The sequence below is a fragment of the uncultured Maricaulis sp. genome, from assembly GCF_963976135.1.
Taxonomy (GTDB): Bacteria; Pseudomonadota; Alphaproteobacteria; order Caulobacterales; family Maricaulaceae; genus Maricaulis.
In genome coordinates this window covers 1-15,575 of record NZ_CAXBKN010000076.1, presented here as the reverse complement: position 1 = coordinate 15,575, position 15,575 = coordinate 1, and the positions used below count along the sequence as shown (strand labels likewise).

General features: G+C 65.6%; 13 protein-coding genes. 6 read left to right on the top strand and 7 right to left on the bottom strand.

All coding sequences use genetic code 11. The annotated features are described in order from the left end of the window. Positions 1-208 precede the first annotated feature (208 nt). Entirely contained in the window at positions 209-472 is a 264-nt protein-coding gene (locus AAC023_RS10725) for a DksA/TraR family C4-type zinc finger protein (protein WP_339741059.1), read from the top strand. 24 nt (positions 473-496) lie between these two features. On the opposite strand, the gene AAC023_RS10720 is transcribed toward AAC023_RS10725, so the two are convergent. The 6 genes from AAC023_RS10720 to AAC023_RS10695 all read right to left on the bottom strand — a co-directional run bounded on the left by AAC023_RS10720 (position 497) and on the right by AAC023_RS10695 (position 7,204). Then, positions 497-973: a GNAT family N-acetyltransferase gene (locus tag AAC023_RS10720; protein WP_339741056.1), complete on the bottom strand. Its 477-nt coding sequence runs from the start codon at positions 971-973 to the stop codon at positions 497-499. Positions 974-1,080: 107 nt separating this feature from the next. Then, a complete protein-coding gene (thrC, locus tag AAC023_RS10715; RefSeq protein ID WP_339741054.1) occupies positions 1,081-2,379 on the bottom strand; it encodes a threonine synthase in 1,299 nt (432 codons plus the stop codon). Beyond that, positions 2,376-3,320 (bottom strand): homoserine kinase, encoded by a 945-nt coding sequence (locus AAC023_RS10710; protein ID WP_339741051.1) that lies wholly within the window; start codon positions 3,318-3,320, stop codon positions 2,376-2,378. The genes thrC and AAC023_RS10710 overlap by 4 nt, the downstream gene beginning before the upstream one ends. After that, entirely contained in the window at positions 3,317-5,104 is a 1,788-nt protein-coding gene (locus tag AAC023_RS10705; RefSeq protein ID WP_339741049.1) for a homoserine dehydrogenase, read from the bottom strand. The genes AAC023_RS10710 and AAC023_RS10705 overlap by 4 nt, the downstream gene beginning before the upstream one ends. 94 nt (positions 5,105-5,198) lie before the next feature. Continuing rightward, positions 5,199-5,351, bottom strand: a complete 153-nt coding sequence (locus AAC023_RS10700; protein WP_339741047.1) for a hypothetical protein — start codon at positions 5,349-5,351, stop codon at positions 5,199-5,201. Between the two features lie 227 nt (positions 5,352-5,578). Continuing rightward, positions 5,579-7,204 (bottom strand): phosphoenolpyruvate carboxykinase, encoded by a 1,626-nt coding sequence (locus AAC023_RS10695; protein WP_339741044.1) that lies wholly within the window; start codon positions 7,202-7,204, stop codon positions 5,579-5,581. Between the two features lie 315 nt (positions 7,205-7,519). Between AAC023_RS10695 and AAC023_RS10690 the strand changes: the two genes are divergently transcribed. Next, the gene (locus AAC023_RS10690) at positions 7,520-8,575 is read left to right on the top strand and encodes a DUF2891 domain-containing protein (RefSeq protein ID WP_339741043.1); all 1,056 of its coding nucleotides are present in this window, start codon (positions 7,520-7,522) and stop codon (positions 8,573-8,575) included. On the opposite strand, the gene AAC023_RS10685 is transcribed toward AAC023_RS10690, so the two are convergent. Continuing rightward, positions 8,576-9,469 (bottom strand): pirin family protein, encoded by an 894-nt coding sequence (locus tag AAC023_RS10685; RefSeq protein WP_339741041.1) that lies wholly within the window; start codon positions 9,467-9,469, stop codon positions 8,576-8,578. 94 nt (positions 9,470-9,563) lie between these two features. Here AAC023_RS10685 and AAC023_RS10680 point away from each other — a divergent pair, with 94 nt between their 5' ends. The 4 genes from AAC023_RS10680 to AAC023_RS10665 form a co-directional block, all read left to right on the top strand. After that, entirely contained in the window at positions 9,564-10,991 is a 1,428-nt protein-coding gene (locus tag AAC023_RS10680; RefSeq protein ID WP_339741038.1) for a M20/M25/M40 family metallo-hydrolase, read from the top strand. A gap of 89 nt (positions 10,992-11,080) precedes the next feature. Beyond that, positions 11,081-11,512 carry a Cu(I)-responsive transcriptional regulator gene (cueR, locus tag AAC023_RS10675; RefSeq protein ID WP_339741036.1) on the top strand — a complete coding sequence of 144 codons (432 nt, stop codon included), beginning with the start codon at positions 11,081-11,083 and terminating at the stop codon, positions 11,510-11,512. Positions 11,513-11,581: 69 nt separating this feature from the next. Then, positions 11,582-13,945, top strand: a complete 2,364-nt coding sequence (locus tag AAC023_RS10670) for a heavy metal translocating P-type ATPase (protein WP_339741034.1) — start codon at positions 11,582-11,584, stop codon at positions 13,943-13,945. 40 nt (positions 13,946-13,985) lie between these two features. Then, on the top strand, positions 13,986-15,575 hold a 1,590-nt coding region (locus AAC023_RS10665), incomplete at its 3' end, for a copper resistance system multicopper oxidase (RefSeq protein ID WP_339741031.1).

The window sequence follows — 15,575 nt, the reverse complement described above, 5'->3', positions numbered from 1 at the left end:
CATAACCTGAAGGTCATAGGTTCAAATCCTATCCCCGCACCCAAAGAAAAGCCCGTCAACTCAATGAGTTGGCGGGTTTTTTGTTTTGGATCGTGCGCGCCGTCTCCGCCGCGATCCGGGCTGCGACCAGGGGGCGGCGCTTCAACTTGATTTCCGCGTCGCAATAGCCACCTGATGTACGTGATTGAAATCAGGCGGAGGTGGCGTGATGGCCGGCGGCTGGACCCGTGACGGGGCGATACAGGATCAGATCGACGATACGATCTCGGATGAGGTGATGCATGCACGCAGCAAGCTCCCCTCGGGCGAGAGCGCCGAGTTCTGCGTTGAATGTGGTGACGCCATTCCGGCGCGCCGCCGGCTGGCGATTGCCGGGGTGAAAACCTGTATTGCCTGCCAGTCCGAGCGCGATGGCCAGCCCGGCGCCTCGGCCTTCAATCGCCGCGGCAGCAAGGATAGCCAGCTGCGATAGCGGGACCCTGGCGCAGACGCCCCATCAGTCGACCTCGACCATTCCCAGTCCTTCGTAGAACCGCGCCGCGCCGGACGGATTGTTGGCGGCGACCTTCAGATCGATTTCATAGATCCCGCGGGCCTGGAAGGTGCGGAAAATCTCCAGCATCATGGCCCGCCCGACGCCGCGGCCACGCCAGCGGGCGGCGATGGCGATATCCTTGACGAAGCCGAGGCTCCAGCATTGGGCGAAACCGGCCGGCAGGCCGGTCCCGGCATCCAGCGCGATGAAGCAGAGATCGGGACGGTATTCCGGATCGGCGGCGAGGGTCGGCCACCAGTCCTCGAATGCGATGACATCGCCGCCGCCGGGCGTGTAGGCGATGTTGAGCAGGGCGCGGGCGGCCCGTGCATGGCGTTCTGGCTCGAAGGCGGCGGGCATGACCCCGTCTGGCCAGTGCGGCGTATATTCCCCGGTGGGGTCGATGCGCTTGCGCAGGTGGATGGCGGCGAGGGCCAAGGGAGGGACCTTTTGATTGAGGGGCGAGTCTAGCGCGCCAGGGCGCGGCGTCAAACGGCCGGGCTCAACCCTCCAGGCCCGAAGGCAGCGTCAGCGGCCATTCCTTGTCATCCCTTCGCGCGGTCCGCATCGAGTTGGCCCGCCAGCTCTTCAAGGCTTGCAGCGATATCGGTGAGGTGAACCGGCCGGGTCAACACGTCGGCGAGGCTGGGCGGCGGCGACAGGGGCTGGCCGGTCAGGGGCTCCACCGCCTCGGCGAACTTGTAGGGATGCGCCGTTGCCGCCGCGATCCAGACCCGTTCCGAGCGCCGGGCCGGGTCCATGCGGGCATGGGCTTCCAGCGCGGTGGCCGTGTGCGGGCAGGCGATATAGCCGCTTTGCTGATGGGTCAGGGCAATGCGTTCACGAATGGCGGGGTCATCGACGCGCACGACATCCTCGATCAATTGATCGCCAAAGCCCGACAGGCGTTCGAAATTGCTCGGCGCGCCGACATCCATCGCATTGGCCAGGGTCGCGATGGAATCGCGCGCCGCATACTCGCCGCTCGCATGCCAGTCGACGAGGGTCGCATTGGCATTGGTCGCCAGCACGACCGGGCCGATCGGCAGGCCGCAGGCGCGGGCGAGAATGGCGGCGAAACCATTGCCCAGATTGCCGGTCGGGATGATCAGGCCGGGCCGGGTGCCGGTCCGGTTGAACACGTCAAGACTGGCCCGGGCCCAATAGGCCATTTGCGGCAGAAGCCGGCCGATACTGATTGAATTGGCCGAGGTGAGGCCGTGGCGGGCACTGAGTTCGCGGTCGGCGAAGGCCAGTTTGACGAGGCGCTGGCAAGCGTCGAAATCACCGCGCACCCGCAGCGCCGTTACCGGATCGCGCCAGCAGCAGAGCTGGCGTTCCTGGAAGGCGGAAATCCGCCCCTTGGGGAAGAGGATCACGGCGCGGGCATGGCGCGCGCCCTCGGCGGCACAGCCGACCGCACCGCCGGTATCGCCCGAAGTTGCGGCGAGCACGGTGATCGGATCGCTGGCATCGGCGATGGCATCGAAGGCGCGAAACAGGAAGCGGGCGCCGAAATCCTTGAAGGCGCCGGTCGGTCCGTGGAACAGTTCGAGGACCTGCAGGCCGGGCTCGGCGGGATCGGGCGTTACCAGCGGGAGCGGAAAATCAAACGTCGATTGGCAGATGTCGGCCAGCCTGTCCGCTAGCGGTGACCCGGCGAAGAAGGGGGCCAGCAGCCGGTTGGCGAGGGCGCCGAGATCATTGTCTCTGGCAAACTCGTCCGGCTCGAATTTCGGCAGGGCCTCGGGCAGATACAGGCCGCCATCCGGGGCGACGCCGGCGCGCAGGGCCTGGTCGGCACTGACCAGCGGCGCCTGGCCGCGTGTGCTGCGATATCTCATTCCACCGCCTCCAGCCGCAGACCGTCCGAGATCAGGGGCGCATGATAGGGCGTCGCACCGCAATTGGCCGCCGCGAAGGCCGCGGCCATTGCCGAACGGCAGGCATCGGCCTGCGCTTCGGGCACCCAGGCAAAGACCGAGGGACCGGACCCGGAGAAGGAACAGCCAAGCGCGCCGGCCTCGAGCGCTGCAGCCTGCACGGATGCGAGTTCGGGCAGGAGGGGCATTCGCTGTGGTTCGATGAAGATATCGCGCAGGCCACTGGCGATCAGTTCGAGATCATTACTGGCGCAGCCGGCGACGAAGCCGGCGATATTGCGGGCATGTTCGACGGCGATATCCTTGGCGATGGTGTCGGAGAGGAGTTCACGCGCGCGCCGGGTTTCTATTTTGCGATCGGGGTGAAACAGGATGCAGGCAATGCCCGCCGGCAGGGGCAGGCGGCGGATCAGAGGCGGATCAAGCCGGGCGGCGATCACCAGACCGCCAAGCAGGGCCGCCATGACATTGTCCCAGGGCGGTGGGTCTGCTGAGACACGTTCGCCCTGCATGGCCGGCAGCAGGAGATCGGGTGTCTGAAAGGGCAAGTCCAGCAGGGCATTGACGGCCCCGGCTGCCGCCACGGCCGAGGCCGCAGACCCGCCCATGCCGGCGCTCAGCGGCACACCCTTGTGGATATCGATGCGGACCCCGAATGAGGCGCCCGCGGCGTCGAGCACCGCCCGGGCCGCGGCGAGGGCGCAATTGCGCTCGACCTCGGCGGGCAAGCTGTCCACCAGGCCGGAGACCGTGCCGAGACGCACGCCGGCCTGGTTCTCCCGATGCGCCGTGACGCTGTCGCGCACGGCATCGAAGGCGAGGCCGAGCACGTCAAAGCCGACGCCGACATTGCCGATACTGGCCGGGGCCGTGGCCCGGGCCGAACTGACTGCAGATGTCATGCGCTGTCTTCTCCCGGCATGGGGGCCGAATGCGCCGCGCGCCTGGGCCTGGATGCGGCCGGAACCGCCAGGCTGTTATCGAGCAGGCGCTGAATATCCACAATATCGGCAAACACCGCCTCGGCGGTGGGCCAGCGGCCGGCACCCTTGCCTTGCACATAGAGGGATTCATGGGGGAGCTGAACGAAAAACCCGTTTTCCTCATTGCGCAGCTTGGCCAGCGGGTGCGCCGGGGCCAGTGCCCGCAACTCGATACGGGCCAGGATCCGGCCATCGGCGCCGGCGCTGCAATGCCCGACCTGTTTGATCACCAGATTCTGCTCCACCGCGGCCTGCAGACGCTCGGCCGAGAGATCCGACAGGCTTTCCTTGGCGATATCGGCCGGGTCGAGGCGGATGCCGAAAGCGTGGCGGATGATGATGGACAGCTTGTCGGCGGCGTCGTCGCCATCGATATCGCCGCGCGGGTCGGCCTCGGCGAATCCGAGCGCCTGCGCCTCGGCAATCGCCTCGGCGAGCAGGGCGCCTTCACCCAGCTTGCCGAGGATGAAGTTGCAGGTGCCATTCATCACGCCCTCGACGGAGAGAATAGCGCCGCCCTGGCTGACCCGGTCGAGGGTCTCCAGGATCGGGGCACCGCCGCCAACCGCGGCGGAATAGCGCAAATGCCGGCGGGAATCGGCAGCGAGCTCGTGCAGGCGATCGAAATCAAGGGCGATCACGGCCTTGTTGGCCGTCACCAGATGCATGCCATCGCGCAGGGCCGACTGGCTCAGGCTGCGCGCCATGCCCGTGCCGCCAATCGTCTCGACAAGAATATCGGGCTGGTGGTCGAGCGCCTCGGCCAGATCTTCGGTGAATTGCAGACCGGCTGCGCTGTTTGCGGCATGATGGGCGGCGTCGCGCACCAGGACCGGGTTGAGCTGAAAACGGCCGGGATGGGCCAGCAAATGGCCGCAGACACCGGCGCCGACCGAGCCATGGCCGAGCATGGCGATCCGCAGCGGGCGCACGGGCTGGCGCGCGCCGATCTTGGCCGCAACCGGCCCGATCCGCGTCGCGAAGGCCTTGCCCAGAGCCGCGACCTCGATCACGACGCCGAGCGCTTCGGCGGCATGGATCGCCTTCTCCTGCACCAGGCCACGGCTGACGCGCGCCGCCTCGGCATAATCAAGCTGGTCGAAGCGATGGGCGTCCGGCACCCGCGCCGGGTCATCGGTATAGACGCCATCGACATCCTTGATCAGACGCGCCCGGCTGGCGCCGAGCCAATGGGCGAACATTACCGCGGTCAGATCCGTGCCGCCGCGACCCAGCGTCACTGGCCCGTCCGGGCCTTCGCCGAAAAAGCCGGGCGCGACAATGACATCGGCATGCTCGAAATGCGCCAGCACGCGCGCGGCATCAAGGCCGGTCAGGTTGGCATCCAGCGGTGAACCTTCGGCCATGAGGCTCATCTCGTGCGGGTCGAGCACGACGGTCCTGACACCGGAGCGCTGCAGGGCCAGCCCCATCAGCGCTGCCGATTTCAGTTCGCCGCAGCGCACCAGCCGCGCCAGCATGGCGTCATGGGAGTTCTGCCCGACCGCCGTGCCGGCATCGATCAGCGCATCGGTCTCGCCACCGAGCGCGGAGACCACGGCGACCACTTTCTCGCCCGCCCGGGTGTGGCGATAGACTTCATGGGCGGCTCGCGCGTAATCCTCCGGCGTCCGCAGCACGGAACTGCCGAATTTGAGGACGGAAAGTCGCGGGCCGGGCGCTGGTCTGGCTGGGTTTGTCACTGAACTAATCCTTTGGGTGTTCTCGAATTCAAGCATGAAAAAACCCGCTTCCTTGGGGGGAGCGGGTCGGGGGTCAGACGGGTTTTGAAAACCGCTAGTCCACGCCAACCTGCCCCCTCGTGCCCGAGGTGGTCATGGTAATGGTCATGGTGGTGGTGAGGGTCGAGCCGGACGCCGCAAGGAGGCCCTCGCCGCAGGCGGTGCGGCGCGGCATGTCAAAGCGGATCAGGTCGAAACAGGTCATCATGGTCCGTCAGGCAAAGTCTGGCCCAAAACCGGGCCCGGCGAAATTCTATTGCAAGAAAGGCCCAGCCCATGCCGCAGGTCAAACATTTTTTGTCGCAAAGCTGCATTTCGCGCATCAAGTGAGCCAAAATGTCACGCAATGGCCATCACCGCCGTCCGCATTCCGGACAGCAAAAAGCCCCGGCCGTGTCCGACCGGGGCTGCTTCACCCGACCTATGGGTCGATCACTATTCGGCAGCTGTTTCCAGGGTCTTGCCGGCCTTTTCCTGTCGAGGTGCTGCGGCGCGGACATAGGGCGCGACATGGCTCTCGAAAGTTTTGAAATTCTCGATGAACATGGCGACAAGCTTGCTCGCCTGGGCGTCATAGGCGGCCTGATCCTGCCAGGTGGAACGCGGGTCGAGCACTGTGGAATCGACGCCATCGACGGAAATCGGGACCATGAAGCCGAAATTCGGGTCTTCGCGGAAGGCCGCCGTTTTCAGCGAGCCGTCGAGGGCCGCATTGAGCAGGCCGCGCGTGGTCTTGATCGGCATGCGCTTGCCCGTGCCATAGGCACCGCCGGTCCAGCCGGTATTGACCAGCCAGCAATCGACATTATGCGTCGCGATCAACTCACGCAGCAGGGCGCCATATTCGGCCGGGTGGCGTGGCATGAAGGGGGCGCCGAAACAGGCCGAGAAGGTGGCGCTCGGCTCGGTGACGCCCTTTTCGGTGCCGGCGACCTTGGCCGTATAGCCCGACAGGAAATGATACATGGCCTGGGCCGGGGTCAGCCGGGCAATCGGCGGCATGATGCCGAAGGCGTCGCAGGTCAGCATGACCAGGTTTTTCGGATGGCCGCAGGTGCCGGTTTCGCTGGCATTGTGAATGGCGCTGAGCGGATAGGCACCGCGGCTATTCTCGGCCAGTGAGGCATCGTCGAGATCGAGGACGCGGGTGACCGGGTCCATCACCACGTTCTCAAGCACCGTGCCCCACATCTTGGTGGTCGCGAAAATCTCTGGCTCGGCCTCGGCCGAGAGCTTGATCATCTTGGCGTAGCAGCCGCCTTCGAAATTGAACAATCCGTTCGGCGACCAGCCATGCTCGTCATCGCCGACCAGGGTGCGGCTGGCATCGGCGGACAGGGTGGTCTTGCCGGTGCCCGACAGGCCGAAGAAGATTGCGGCGTCATCATCCTTGCCGACATTGACCGAGCAATGCATGGGCATCACGCCCTTGGCGGGCAGGAGATAATTGAGGATGGTGAAGACGGATTTCTTGGTCTCGCCGGCATAGGAGGTGCCGCCGATCAGAACCAGCTTGCGGGTGAAATCGACACCGATCACGGTCTCCGAGCGGCAGCCATGGCGCGCTGGATCGGCCTTGAAATCAGGCAGGTTGATAATGGTGAATTCGGCTTCGAAGTCGCGATATTCATCGTCCGTGGGCAGGCGCAGCAAATGGCGAATGAAGAGCGAATGCCAGGCCAGGTCGTTGATCACGCGGACCGGCAGGCGATGATCCTTGTCGGCGCCGCCAAACAGCTGCTGCACATACAGGTCCTTGCCGGCCATGTGGCTGCGGAAATCCTGCCACAGAACATCGAAATGTGCCGGATCAATCTCGGCATTATTGTCCCACCACACCTGGTCCCCGGTTTCACTATCGCGAACGGTGAATTTGTCCTTGGCGGAGCGGCCGGTATGGATGCCGGTTTTGACGACCAGGGCACCGCCCTCGGCGACTTCGGCTTCCTTGTCCTGCACCGCGGCCTCGTAGAGCCGGGCCTCATTCCAGTTGAGGCGGACGCTTCCGGCCTGGATCCCCATGGCCGCAAGGCCGCCATCGTGGCGTTCGGATGTCGACATGATCTCTTAATCCCCTGTGGCCCTCTCATCTGTCGGAGAGGTGACCGTCATTGCCTGCAGCGCGCCGCGGAGCTTCCCCGCATGTCCGGCGCGACGCGCTCACTTCTCCGGAGAACGCAAGTGTCTTGCCAGTTCCGGCGAACCGTCATGAAATGCCGCGGTACCAGATCAGCTTGATCCAGAAAAGCCCAAAAGGCACGCAAGAAATCGAAAACGAAACCGGAAATCGCCATGTTGCCGAAATCAATAATCTCCTGTGCAGTGGCTGCCATCCTTGCGAGCGCTGCTTCGGCGCAGGCTGAGGACATGCAGACTATGCCTGAGCCCGAAGCGCGTTTCATGACCATGGCGCTGGATTGTGTTCAGCGCGAATACCCGAACAAGATCAGTCATGTGCTCGCCTCTGACGCGGACGCACAAACGCCGCGCGAGCTGCACCCCGCATTTTATGGCTGTTTCGACTGGCATTCTTCGGTGCACGGCCACTGGATGTTGGTCCGCCTGTTGCGCACCATGCCCGACAACGCCCTGACCCAGGCCGCCACGGCCGCACTGGACGCCAATCTGACGCTGGAGAATATGGCCGGGGAAGTCGCCTATTTCGAAGCCGAGGGCCGCGCCGCCTTTGAACGGCCCTATGGGCTCGCCTGGCTGTTGCAGCTCGGCGCTGAATTGCGCGAATGGGATGATCCGCGGGCGCAGCGCTGGAGCGCGGCGATCGCGCCACTCGAGCGGACCGTGTCAGACCGGTACAGGAGCTGGCTGCCAAACCTTGCCTATCCAATTCGCATCGGAACCCATAATCAGTCAGCCTTTGCGCTGGCGCTCGGGCTCGACTGGGCCCGTGAGGCGGGTGATGTGGAACTGGAACGCCTGATCGTCACCAAGGCGATGGGATTCCATGCCGAAGATCGCAATTGTCCGATCGGCTATGAGCCGTCGGGCGAGGATTTCCTCTCGCCCTGCCTGATGGAAGCCGATCTGATGCGGCGCGTCATGCCGGCGGCGGATTATATCGCCTGGCTCGACGCTTTCCTGCCGGATATCCCGCGCGATGGCTCGGCCGACTGGCTGGTGCCGGGAATCGTGCTGGATGCCAGCGATGGCAAGCTGGTCCATCTCGATGGCGTCAATCTCTCCCGGGCCTGGGCACTGGAAGGCATCGCCGCCGCCCTGCCGCCCGAAGACACACGCCGTGCGTCGCTGCTGGCCGCCGCGGCGGTGCATGAAGAGGTCGGGACAGAATCGGTCAATGGCGAGGATTATGCCGGCGGGCACTGGCTCGCCAGTTTCGCCACCTATCTGGTGACCCGGCGCGGGCTGCAGGCCCCGGCCTGGCGGGCCCTGCCAGAGGAAAGCCTGCCTGAGTAGTCACTCCGGCAGCGGGATATGGTCGGTTTCGCCGGCGGGCAGGGTGAAGCGCCCATCCGCCGGGAAACCGGCGCTTGCCGCCTCGACCCAGTCGCGCCTGGCCTCGGTCAGCCGGGCGGCATCGCTGGCGACGAAATTCCAGAAGATCTCACGCTTGCCGAGCGGCGCCCCGCCGCACAGCATCACGATACTGTCTTCATCGGCGGTCAATTGTGGCGCACTTCCGGGGGTGAGCACGGCCATCTCGCCGGGTTGCAGGGCTTCGCCGTCCAGCGCCGCCTGGCCGCTGACCAGATAGACGGCGCGTTCCTCATGCCCGATATCGATCGTGACATCGGCACCGGCGGGCAGGCGTCCATGCAGATAGAAAATCGGTGAAAAGACATCGGCCGGTGCCTCCTGACCCCAGGCGGTACCGAGAATCAGCCGGAAGCGGGCGCAGCCGCGATAGAATTCCGGCAGGCTGGCGGCGGGATGGTGGTGAAAGGCCGGGGCGACATCTTCCTGGCCGGCGGGCAGGGCGACCCAGGTCTGGATGCCGTGAATACGGTGGCCATTGGCACGTTCCGGCGGCGGCGTGCGCTCGGAATGGACGACGCCCCGGCCGGCCGTCATCCAGTTGACATCGCCGGGACGGATGACGGCATCAATCCCCAGACTGTCCTGGTGGCGCAGGGCGCCGTCGAACAGATAGGTCACCGTCGCCAGCCCGATATGCGGGTGCGCGCGGACATCAATTCCGGTTCCGGGCTCGAAGACCGCGGGTCCCATCTGGTCGAAAAAGATAAAGGGGCCAACCATGCGCTGGCGCGGTGCCGGCAGGACGCGGCGGACTTCAAACCCGCCCAGGTCGCGGGTGCGCCCCTCAATTCTCCGAGCAATAACTGTCGACATTGTGATGGCTCCTGGCGGACTGGACTGATGGCCGGCGCTTGCGCCGCGCGCCTCAATATCCATAGTGCATGCATCAATGTGTGGGGAGGTCTTCATGAAATCAATTATCGCAACTGCCGCAGCCGTATTCCTGGCGGGCCACGCCTTTGCCCAGGACAGATTCGAGCTCGATCCGGCCCAGGCTGCGACCGCCGAGGCCCTGGTCGCCGAGGCGCTCGAGAGTGACCTCGCCTGGTCAATCGTCGAATCGCTGACGACTGAAGTCGGACCGCGCATGGCCGGGAGTGAAGCGGAAGCCCGCGCCCGCGCCTGGGGTGAGGCGCTGGGGCAATCGCTAGGCTTTGACCGCGTGACGGTCGAGCCTTTCACCATGCCCTTCTGGGATCGCGGCGAGCTCGAGATCTCCATGACCTCGCCTTACACCCAGGCCCTGCATGGCTCTGCGCTTGGCGGTTCGGGCGCGTCGCCGCGTTCCGGTGCGATCGAGAGCGATGTCGTGTATTTCCGTGATATCGACGCGCTCACCGCCGTCGCCGACGGCTCGCTCGAGGGCAGGATCGCCTTTGTTGACGGCGATGCCATGGTCGCGACCCAGACCGGTGCCGGCTATGGCCCTGCGAACAATCGCCGCCGCATTGGCTGGCAGCATGCCGAACGGGCTGGTGCCGACGCCATCGTCGTGCGCTCGGTCGGATCCGATTTCCACCGCAATCCCCATACCGGCATGATCTCCTCGATGGATGGTGAGTGGGCCAGCATTCCTGTCATCGCCATCTCCAATCCGGATGCCGATCATTTGCGCCGTCTGCACCATACCGGCGCGCCCCTGGCGATGAGTATCCGCGCGACGGCCAGCTGGCAGGGCGAAGTGACGAGCGGCAATGTCGTGATGGACATCACCGGCAGCGAGCTGCCCGATGAGATTGTTCTGATCGGTGGTCATCTTGACAGCTGGGATCTGGGTACAGGTGCCGTCGATGACGGCGCCGGTATCGCCATCACGGTCGCGGCTGCTGAATTGATCGCCCGCCTGCCGGAACGTCCACGCCGCACCATTCGCGTTGTCATGTTCGGCGCCGAGGAAGTGGGCCTGCTGGGCGCCCGCGCCTATGCCGAGCAGCATGTCGACGAGGTTGGCAATCATGTACTGGCCACTGAATCCGATTTTGGAGCCGGCCGTATCTGGCAATTTGCCTCCAATGTCGATGACGCTGCCAATCCGGCGGTCGACGCGGTCGGCCGTATCCTGACCCCGCTGGGTATCCTGCGCGGCGGCAATGATGTCCCCGGCGGCGGCCCGGATATCATCCCGCTCGCCATGCAGGGTGTACCGACAGTCAGGTTGAACCAGGACGGTACGGATTATTTTGATCTGCACCACACGCCGGATGATACACTCGACAAGATCGATCCCGACGCCCTGGCCCAGAATGTCGCCGCCTATGCCGCGCTGATCTATCTGGCCGCCAATATGGATGTCGAATTCCGCACGCCGGCTGAAGACGCCGCCGCGGAGGAGTAGGCACGCCGGCTGTCACAGCCGGCATGACGGGATGGCAGGCCCTCGGCGATCGGTCGAGAGCCTGCCGGCCCGCAAGTCCGGAGACACCGATGAACATCAAGCAAGCTGCGGCCCTCAGCGGCCTGCCGGCCAAGACGATCCGCTATTATGAGAGTATCGGTCTGGTTTCGCCGCAGCGGGCGGAGAATGGCTATCGCGACTATCGCGAGGCTGATCTGCACCAGCTTGGCTTTCTGGCACGGGCCCGGGCGCTCGGGTTTTCCATCGAGGACTGCCGGCGTCTGCTCTCGCTCGACAGCGATGCGTCGCGCTCCAGCAGCGATGTGAAAGCCCTGGCCCAGCAGCATATCCGCCAGATCGGCGACAAGATTTCCGAGCTCAGGGCGATGCGCGCGACCTTGCAGAAACTCGCCAGCGCCTGCCATGGCGATGACCGTCCCGACTGCCCGATCATCGATGAATTATCGGGGCTTGAGCCCGCCGCCTGCGGAGCGCCGGGCGCGCGTCTGCCGGGCGATTGATTTTGCCGCTTGACCTTCCAGTGGCTGGAAGGATTACACCGGGTGCCGAAACTCACAAAAGGCACCCTCATGACGGCCGATCGTCACGAAAAAACTTCATCTTGCTGCGGCGGCGCGGAGCATGGCCATGGCAAGCCGGCCATCGATCCGGTCTGTGGCATGAGCGTCGATCCGGCCGCCGGCAAGCCGCAATTCGAGCATCACGGCACCACCTGGTATTTCTGCTCGACCCGCTGCCATGACCGTTTCGCCGCCGAGCCGGAGCACTTCCTGAGCGGCGCCCACCGTCAAGCCGAGACCGAGGTCCCCGCCGGCACGCAATATACCTGCCCGATGCACCCGGAAATCATCCAGGTTGGACCGGGGAGCTGCCCGATCTGTGGCATGGCGCTGGAGCCGATGGGCGTGCCGGCCGGCGATGAAGGCCCGAATCCGGAACTGGTCGATTTCCGCCGCCGTTTCATCCTCGGCAGCCTTCTGACGGGTCCGCTCCTGCTGCTGGCCATGGGCCCGATGATCGGCCTTGGTTTTGCGCGCGAATTCGTCGGCGAGGGCGTGGCCCTGTGGCTCGAACTCGCGCTCGCCACACCGGTGGTGCTGTGGGCCGGCTGGCCCTTCCTGCAACGCGGCGTGCAATCATTGCGCTCCGGCCATCTCAACATGTTCACCCTGATTGCGCTGGGGGTCAGTGCGGCCTGGCTCTACAGCGTCACCGCAGTGCTCTTCCCGGGCATTTTCCCGGCGGAATTCCGCCATATGGGCGGTCATGTTGCGGTCTATTTCGAGGCCGCGGCCGTCATCATTGTCCTGGTCCTGCTCGGCCAGATCCTTGAACTCGGCGCGCGCGAACGCACCGGCTCGGCGATCCGCGCCCTGCTCGATCTGGCACCGAAGACGGCGCGCATCATCCGCGAGGACGGCACCGAGGCCGAGGTCGCGCTCGACAGCGTCATGGTTGGCGACCGGCTGCGGGTGCGTCCCGGCGAGAAGCTGCCGGTCGACGGGCTGGTCGTTTCCGGCCATTCCTCGGTCGACGAATCCATGCTGACCGGCGAGGCCCTGCCGGTCGAGAAGGGCGAGGGCGACAGCGTCACCGGCGCCACGATCAATGGCTCGGGCGGGCTGGTCGTCGAGGCGCAGCGTGTCGGTGCCGACAGCGTGCTCAGCCAGATCGTCGAGATGGTCGCCAGGGCGCAGCGCAGCCGCGCGCCGATCCAGAAATTCGCCGACATCGTTGCCGGCTGGTTCGTTCCCGCCGTGATCGCTGTCGCCATTCTCGCCTTTATCGGCTGGTCGCTCTGGTCGCCGCCGCCGGCCATGGCGCATGCGCTGATCGCGGCCGTCTCGGTGCTGATCATTGCCTGTCCCTGCGCGCTGGGGCTGGCGACGCCGATGTCGATCATGACCGCAGCCGGGCGCGGCGCCCAGGCGGGCGTTCTGATCCGCGATGCCGAGGCGCTGGAGCGGTTCGAGAAGGTCGATACGCTCCTCGTCGACAAGACCGGAACGCTCACCCTGGGCAAGCCGGCGCTGGTGGGCGTGCAAGCCGCCGCCGGCCATTCGCAGGATGCCGTGCTCGGCTTGGCCGCCGCGCTCGAGCGTGGCTCGGAGCACCCGCTCGCCAATGCGATCCTGAGCGGCGCCGAGTCGAAGGGGCTGAATCTGGAGCCGGTCGAGGACTTCCAGTCCGTCACAGGCAAGGGCGTGACCGGCCGTGCCGGTGGACATAAGCTGGCGCTCGGCAATCTGGCCCTGATGAGCGATCTCGGGATCGATCCGGCGGCCCTCCAGGCGGATGCCGATGCGCGCCGCGATGCCGGCGAGACCGTGATCTTCCTCGCCATCGACAAGGCCTGTGCCGGCTTCATCGCCGTCGCCGACCCGATCAAGGACACCACGCGCGCCGCGCTGAAGGACCTCGCTGCGGCGGGGATCCATGTCATCATGGCAACGGGTGATAATGAACGCACGGCGAGGGCGGTTGCCACCCAACTCGGCATCGAGGATTTCCATGCCGGTGTCATGCCGGCGGGCAAGGCGAAACTGATCGAGGAGCTCCAGGCTGGCGGCCACCGCGTCGCCATGGCCGGTGACGGGGTCAATGATGCTCCGGCGCTGGCCCGGGCCGATGTCGGCATCGCCATGGGCACGGGCGCTGATGTCGCGATCGAGAGCGCCGGGATCACGCTGGTGAAGGGCGATCTGACCGGCATCGTCCGCGCCCGCCATCTGGCGAAGGCGACGATGCGCAATATCCGCCAGAACCTGTTCTTCGCGATGATTTACAATGCCGCCGGGGTTCCGGTTGCGGCGGGCGTATTGTATCCGGTGTTCGGCATTCTGATCTCGCCGATGTTCGCCGCCGCGGCCATGAGCCTGTCCTCGGTTTCGGTGATTTCCAACGCGTTGCGTCTGCGCAGCGTCAAACTCTGATGTGGAGCCGGCAGCGGCTCGCGAGTAAAAGGTAAGAAGTATGGATCGGCGCAATTTTCTCACCAGCACGGTCGCACTCGGCGGCTTCGCAGCGGCTTCATCGCTGCTGCCGGCCTGGGCCCAGAGCGCAGCGCCACTGAGCAGCGCCGGCCTGCCGGCCCTGACGGGCACGCGCTTCGACCTCAATGTCGGCCGCACACCTGTCACCATTGATGGCCGCGGCAGCCGGGCGGTGACCGTGAACGGTCATCTGCCGGCGCCCGTGCTGCGCTGGCGCGAGGGCGATGACATCACGCTCAACGTCACCAACGGGCTGAACGAGGATACCTCCATTCACTGGCACGGCATTCTTCTTCCCTTCCAGATGGATGGCGTGCCCGGCCTGACCTATCCCGGGATCGCGCCGGGCGAGACTTTCCAATACCGCTTCCCGGTGATCCAGTCGGGCACTTACTGGTACCACTCCCATTCCGGCCTGCAGGAACAGATGGGCCATTACGGCCCGATCATCATCGATCCGGCCGGCACCGACCCGATCGCCTATGACCGCGAATACGTGCTGATGCTCGGCGACTGGACCTTCGAGGGTGCCCACACCGTCTTCAACCGGCTCAAACAGGTCGCGGATGTCTATAATGGCCAGCGCCGCACCCTGGTCGATTTCTTCCGCGATGCGCGCGAGGAGGGCCTCGATCAGGCCGTCGCCGAGCGCGCCATGTGGGCGCGGATGCGCATGAGCATGACCGACATCTCCGATGTCACGGCCGAGGCCTATACCTATCTCATCAATGGCCATGGTCCCGAGGATAACTGGACCGGCCTGTTCCGGCCCGGCGAGCGCGTGCGGCTACGGATCATCAATGCCTCGGCAATGACCATCTTCAATCTGCGCATCCCCGGCCTGCCGATGACGGTGGTCCAGTCCGACGGCCTCGCGGTGCAGCCGGTCGAGACCGACGAGTTCCAGATCGGCGTCGCCGAGACCTATGACGTGATCGTCGAACCCGGTGACCGGGCCTATACGGTGATGGCCGAAAGCATTGACCGCAGCGGCTATGTCCGCGCCACCCTGGCACCGCGCGCCGGCATGCAGGCCGCCGTCCCGCCCCTGCGCGAGCGGCCGCTGCTGAGCATGCGCGATATGGGCATGGATCACTCGGGGATGGCCGGGATGGACCACTCGGCGATGGGGCATGAGATGCCCGCCGCCGCAGCGACGGCGCCCGTTGATCACAGCACGATGGATCACGCTGCCATGGGGCATACGATGCCTGCGCAGCCAGCTCCGATGGATCACGCGGCGATGGGGCATGCGATGCCTGCGCAGCCAGCGCCGATGGATCACGCTGCCATGGGGCATGCGATGCCTGCGCAGCCAGCTCCGATGGATCACGCTGCCATGGGGCATGCGATGCCTGCGCGGCCAGCTCCGATGGATCACGCCGCCATGGGCCATGCGATGCCTGCGCAGCCAGCTCCGATGGATCACGCTGCCATGGGCCATGCGATGCCTGCGCGGCCAGCGCCGATGGATCACGCGGCCATGGGCCATGGCGCGGCGCCGATGGCCGGGATGGAGGCGCCGCTGACCCATGACCACCCCACCGGTCCCGGCGTCGCCATGATGCCG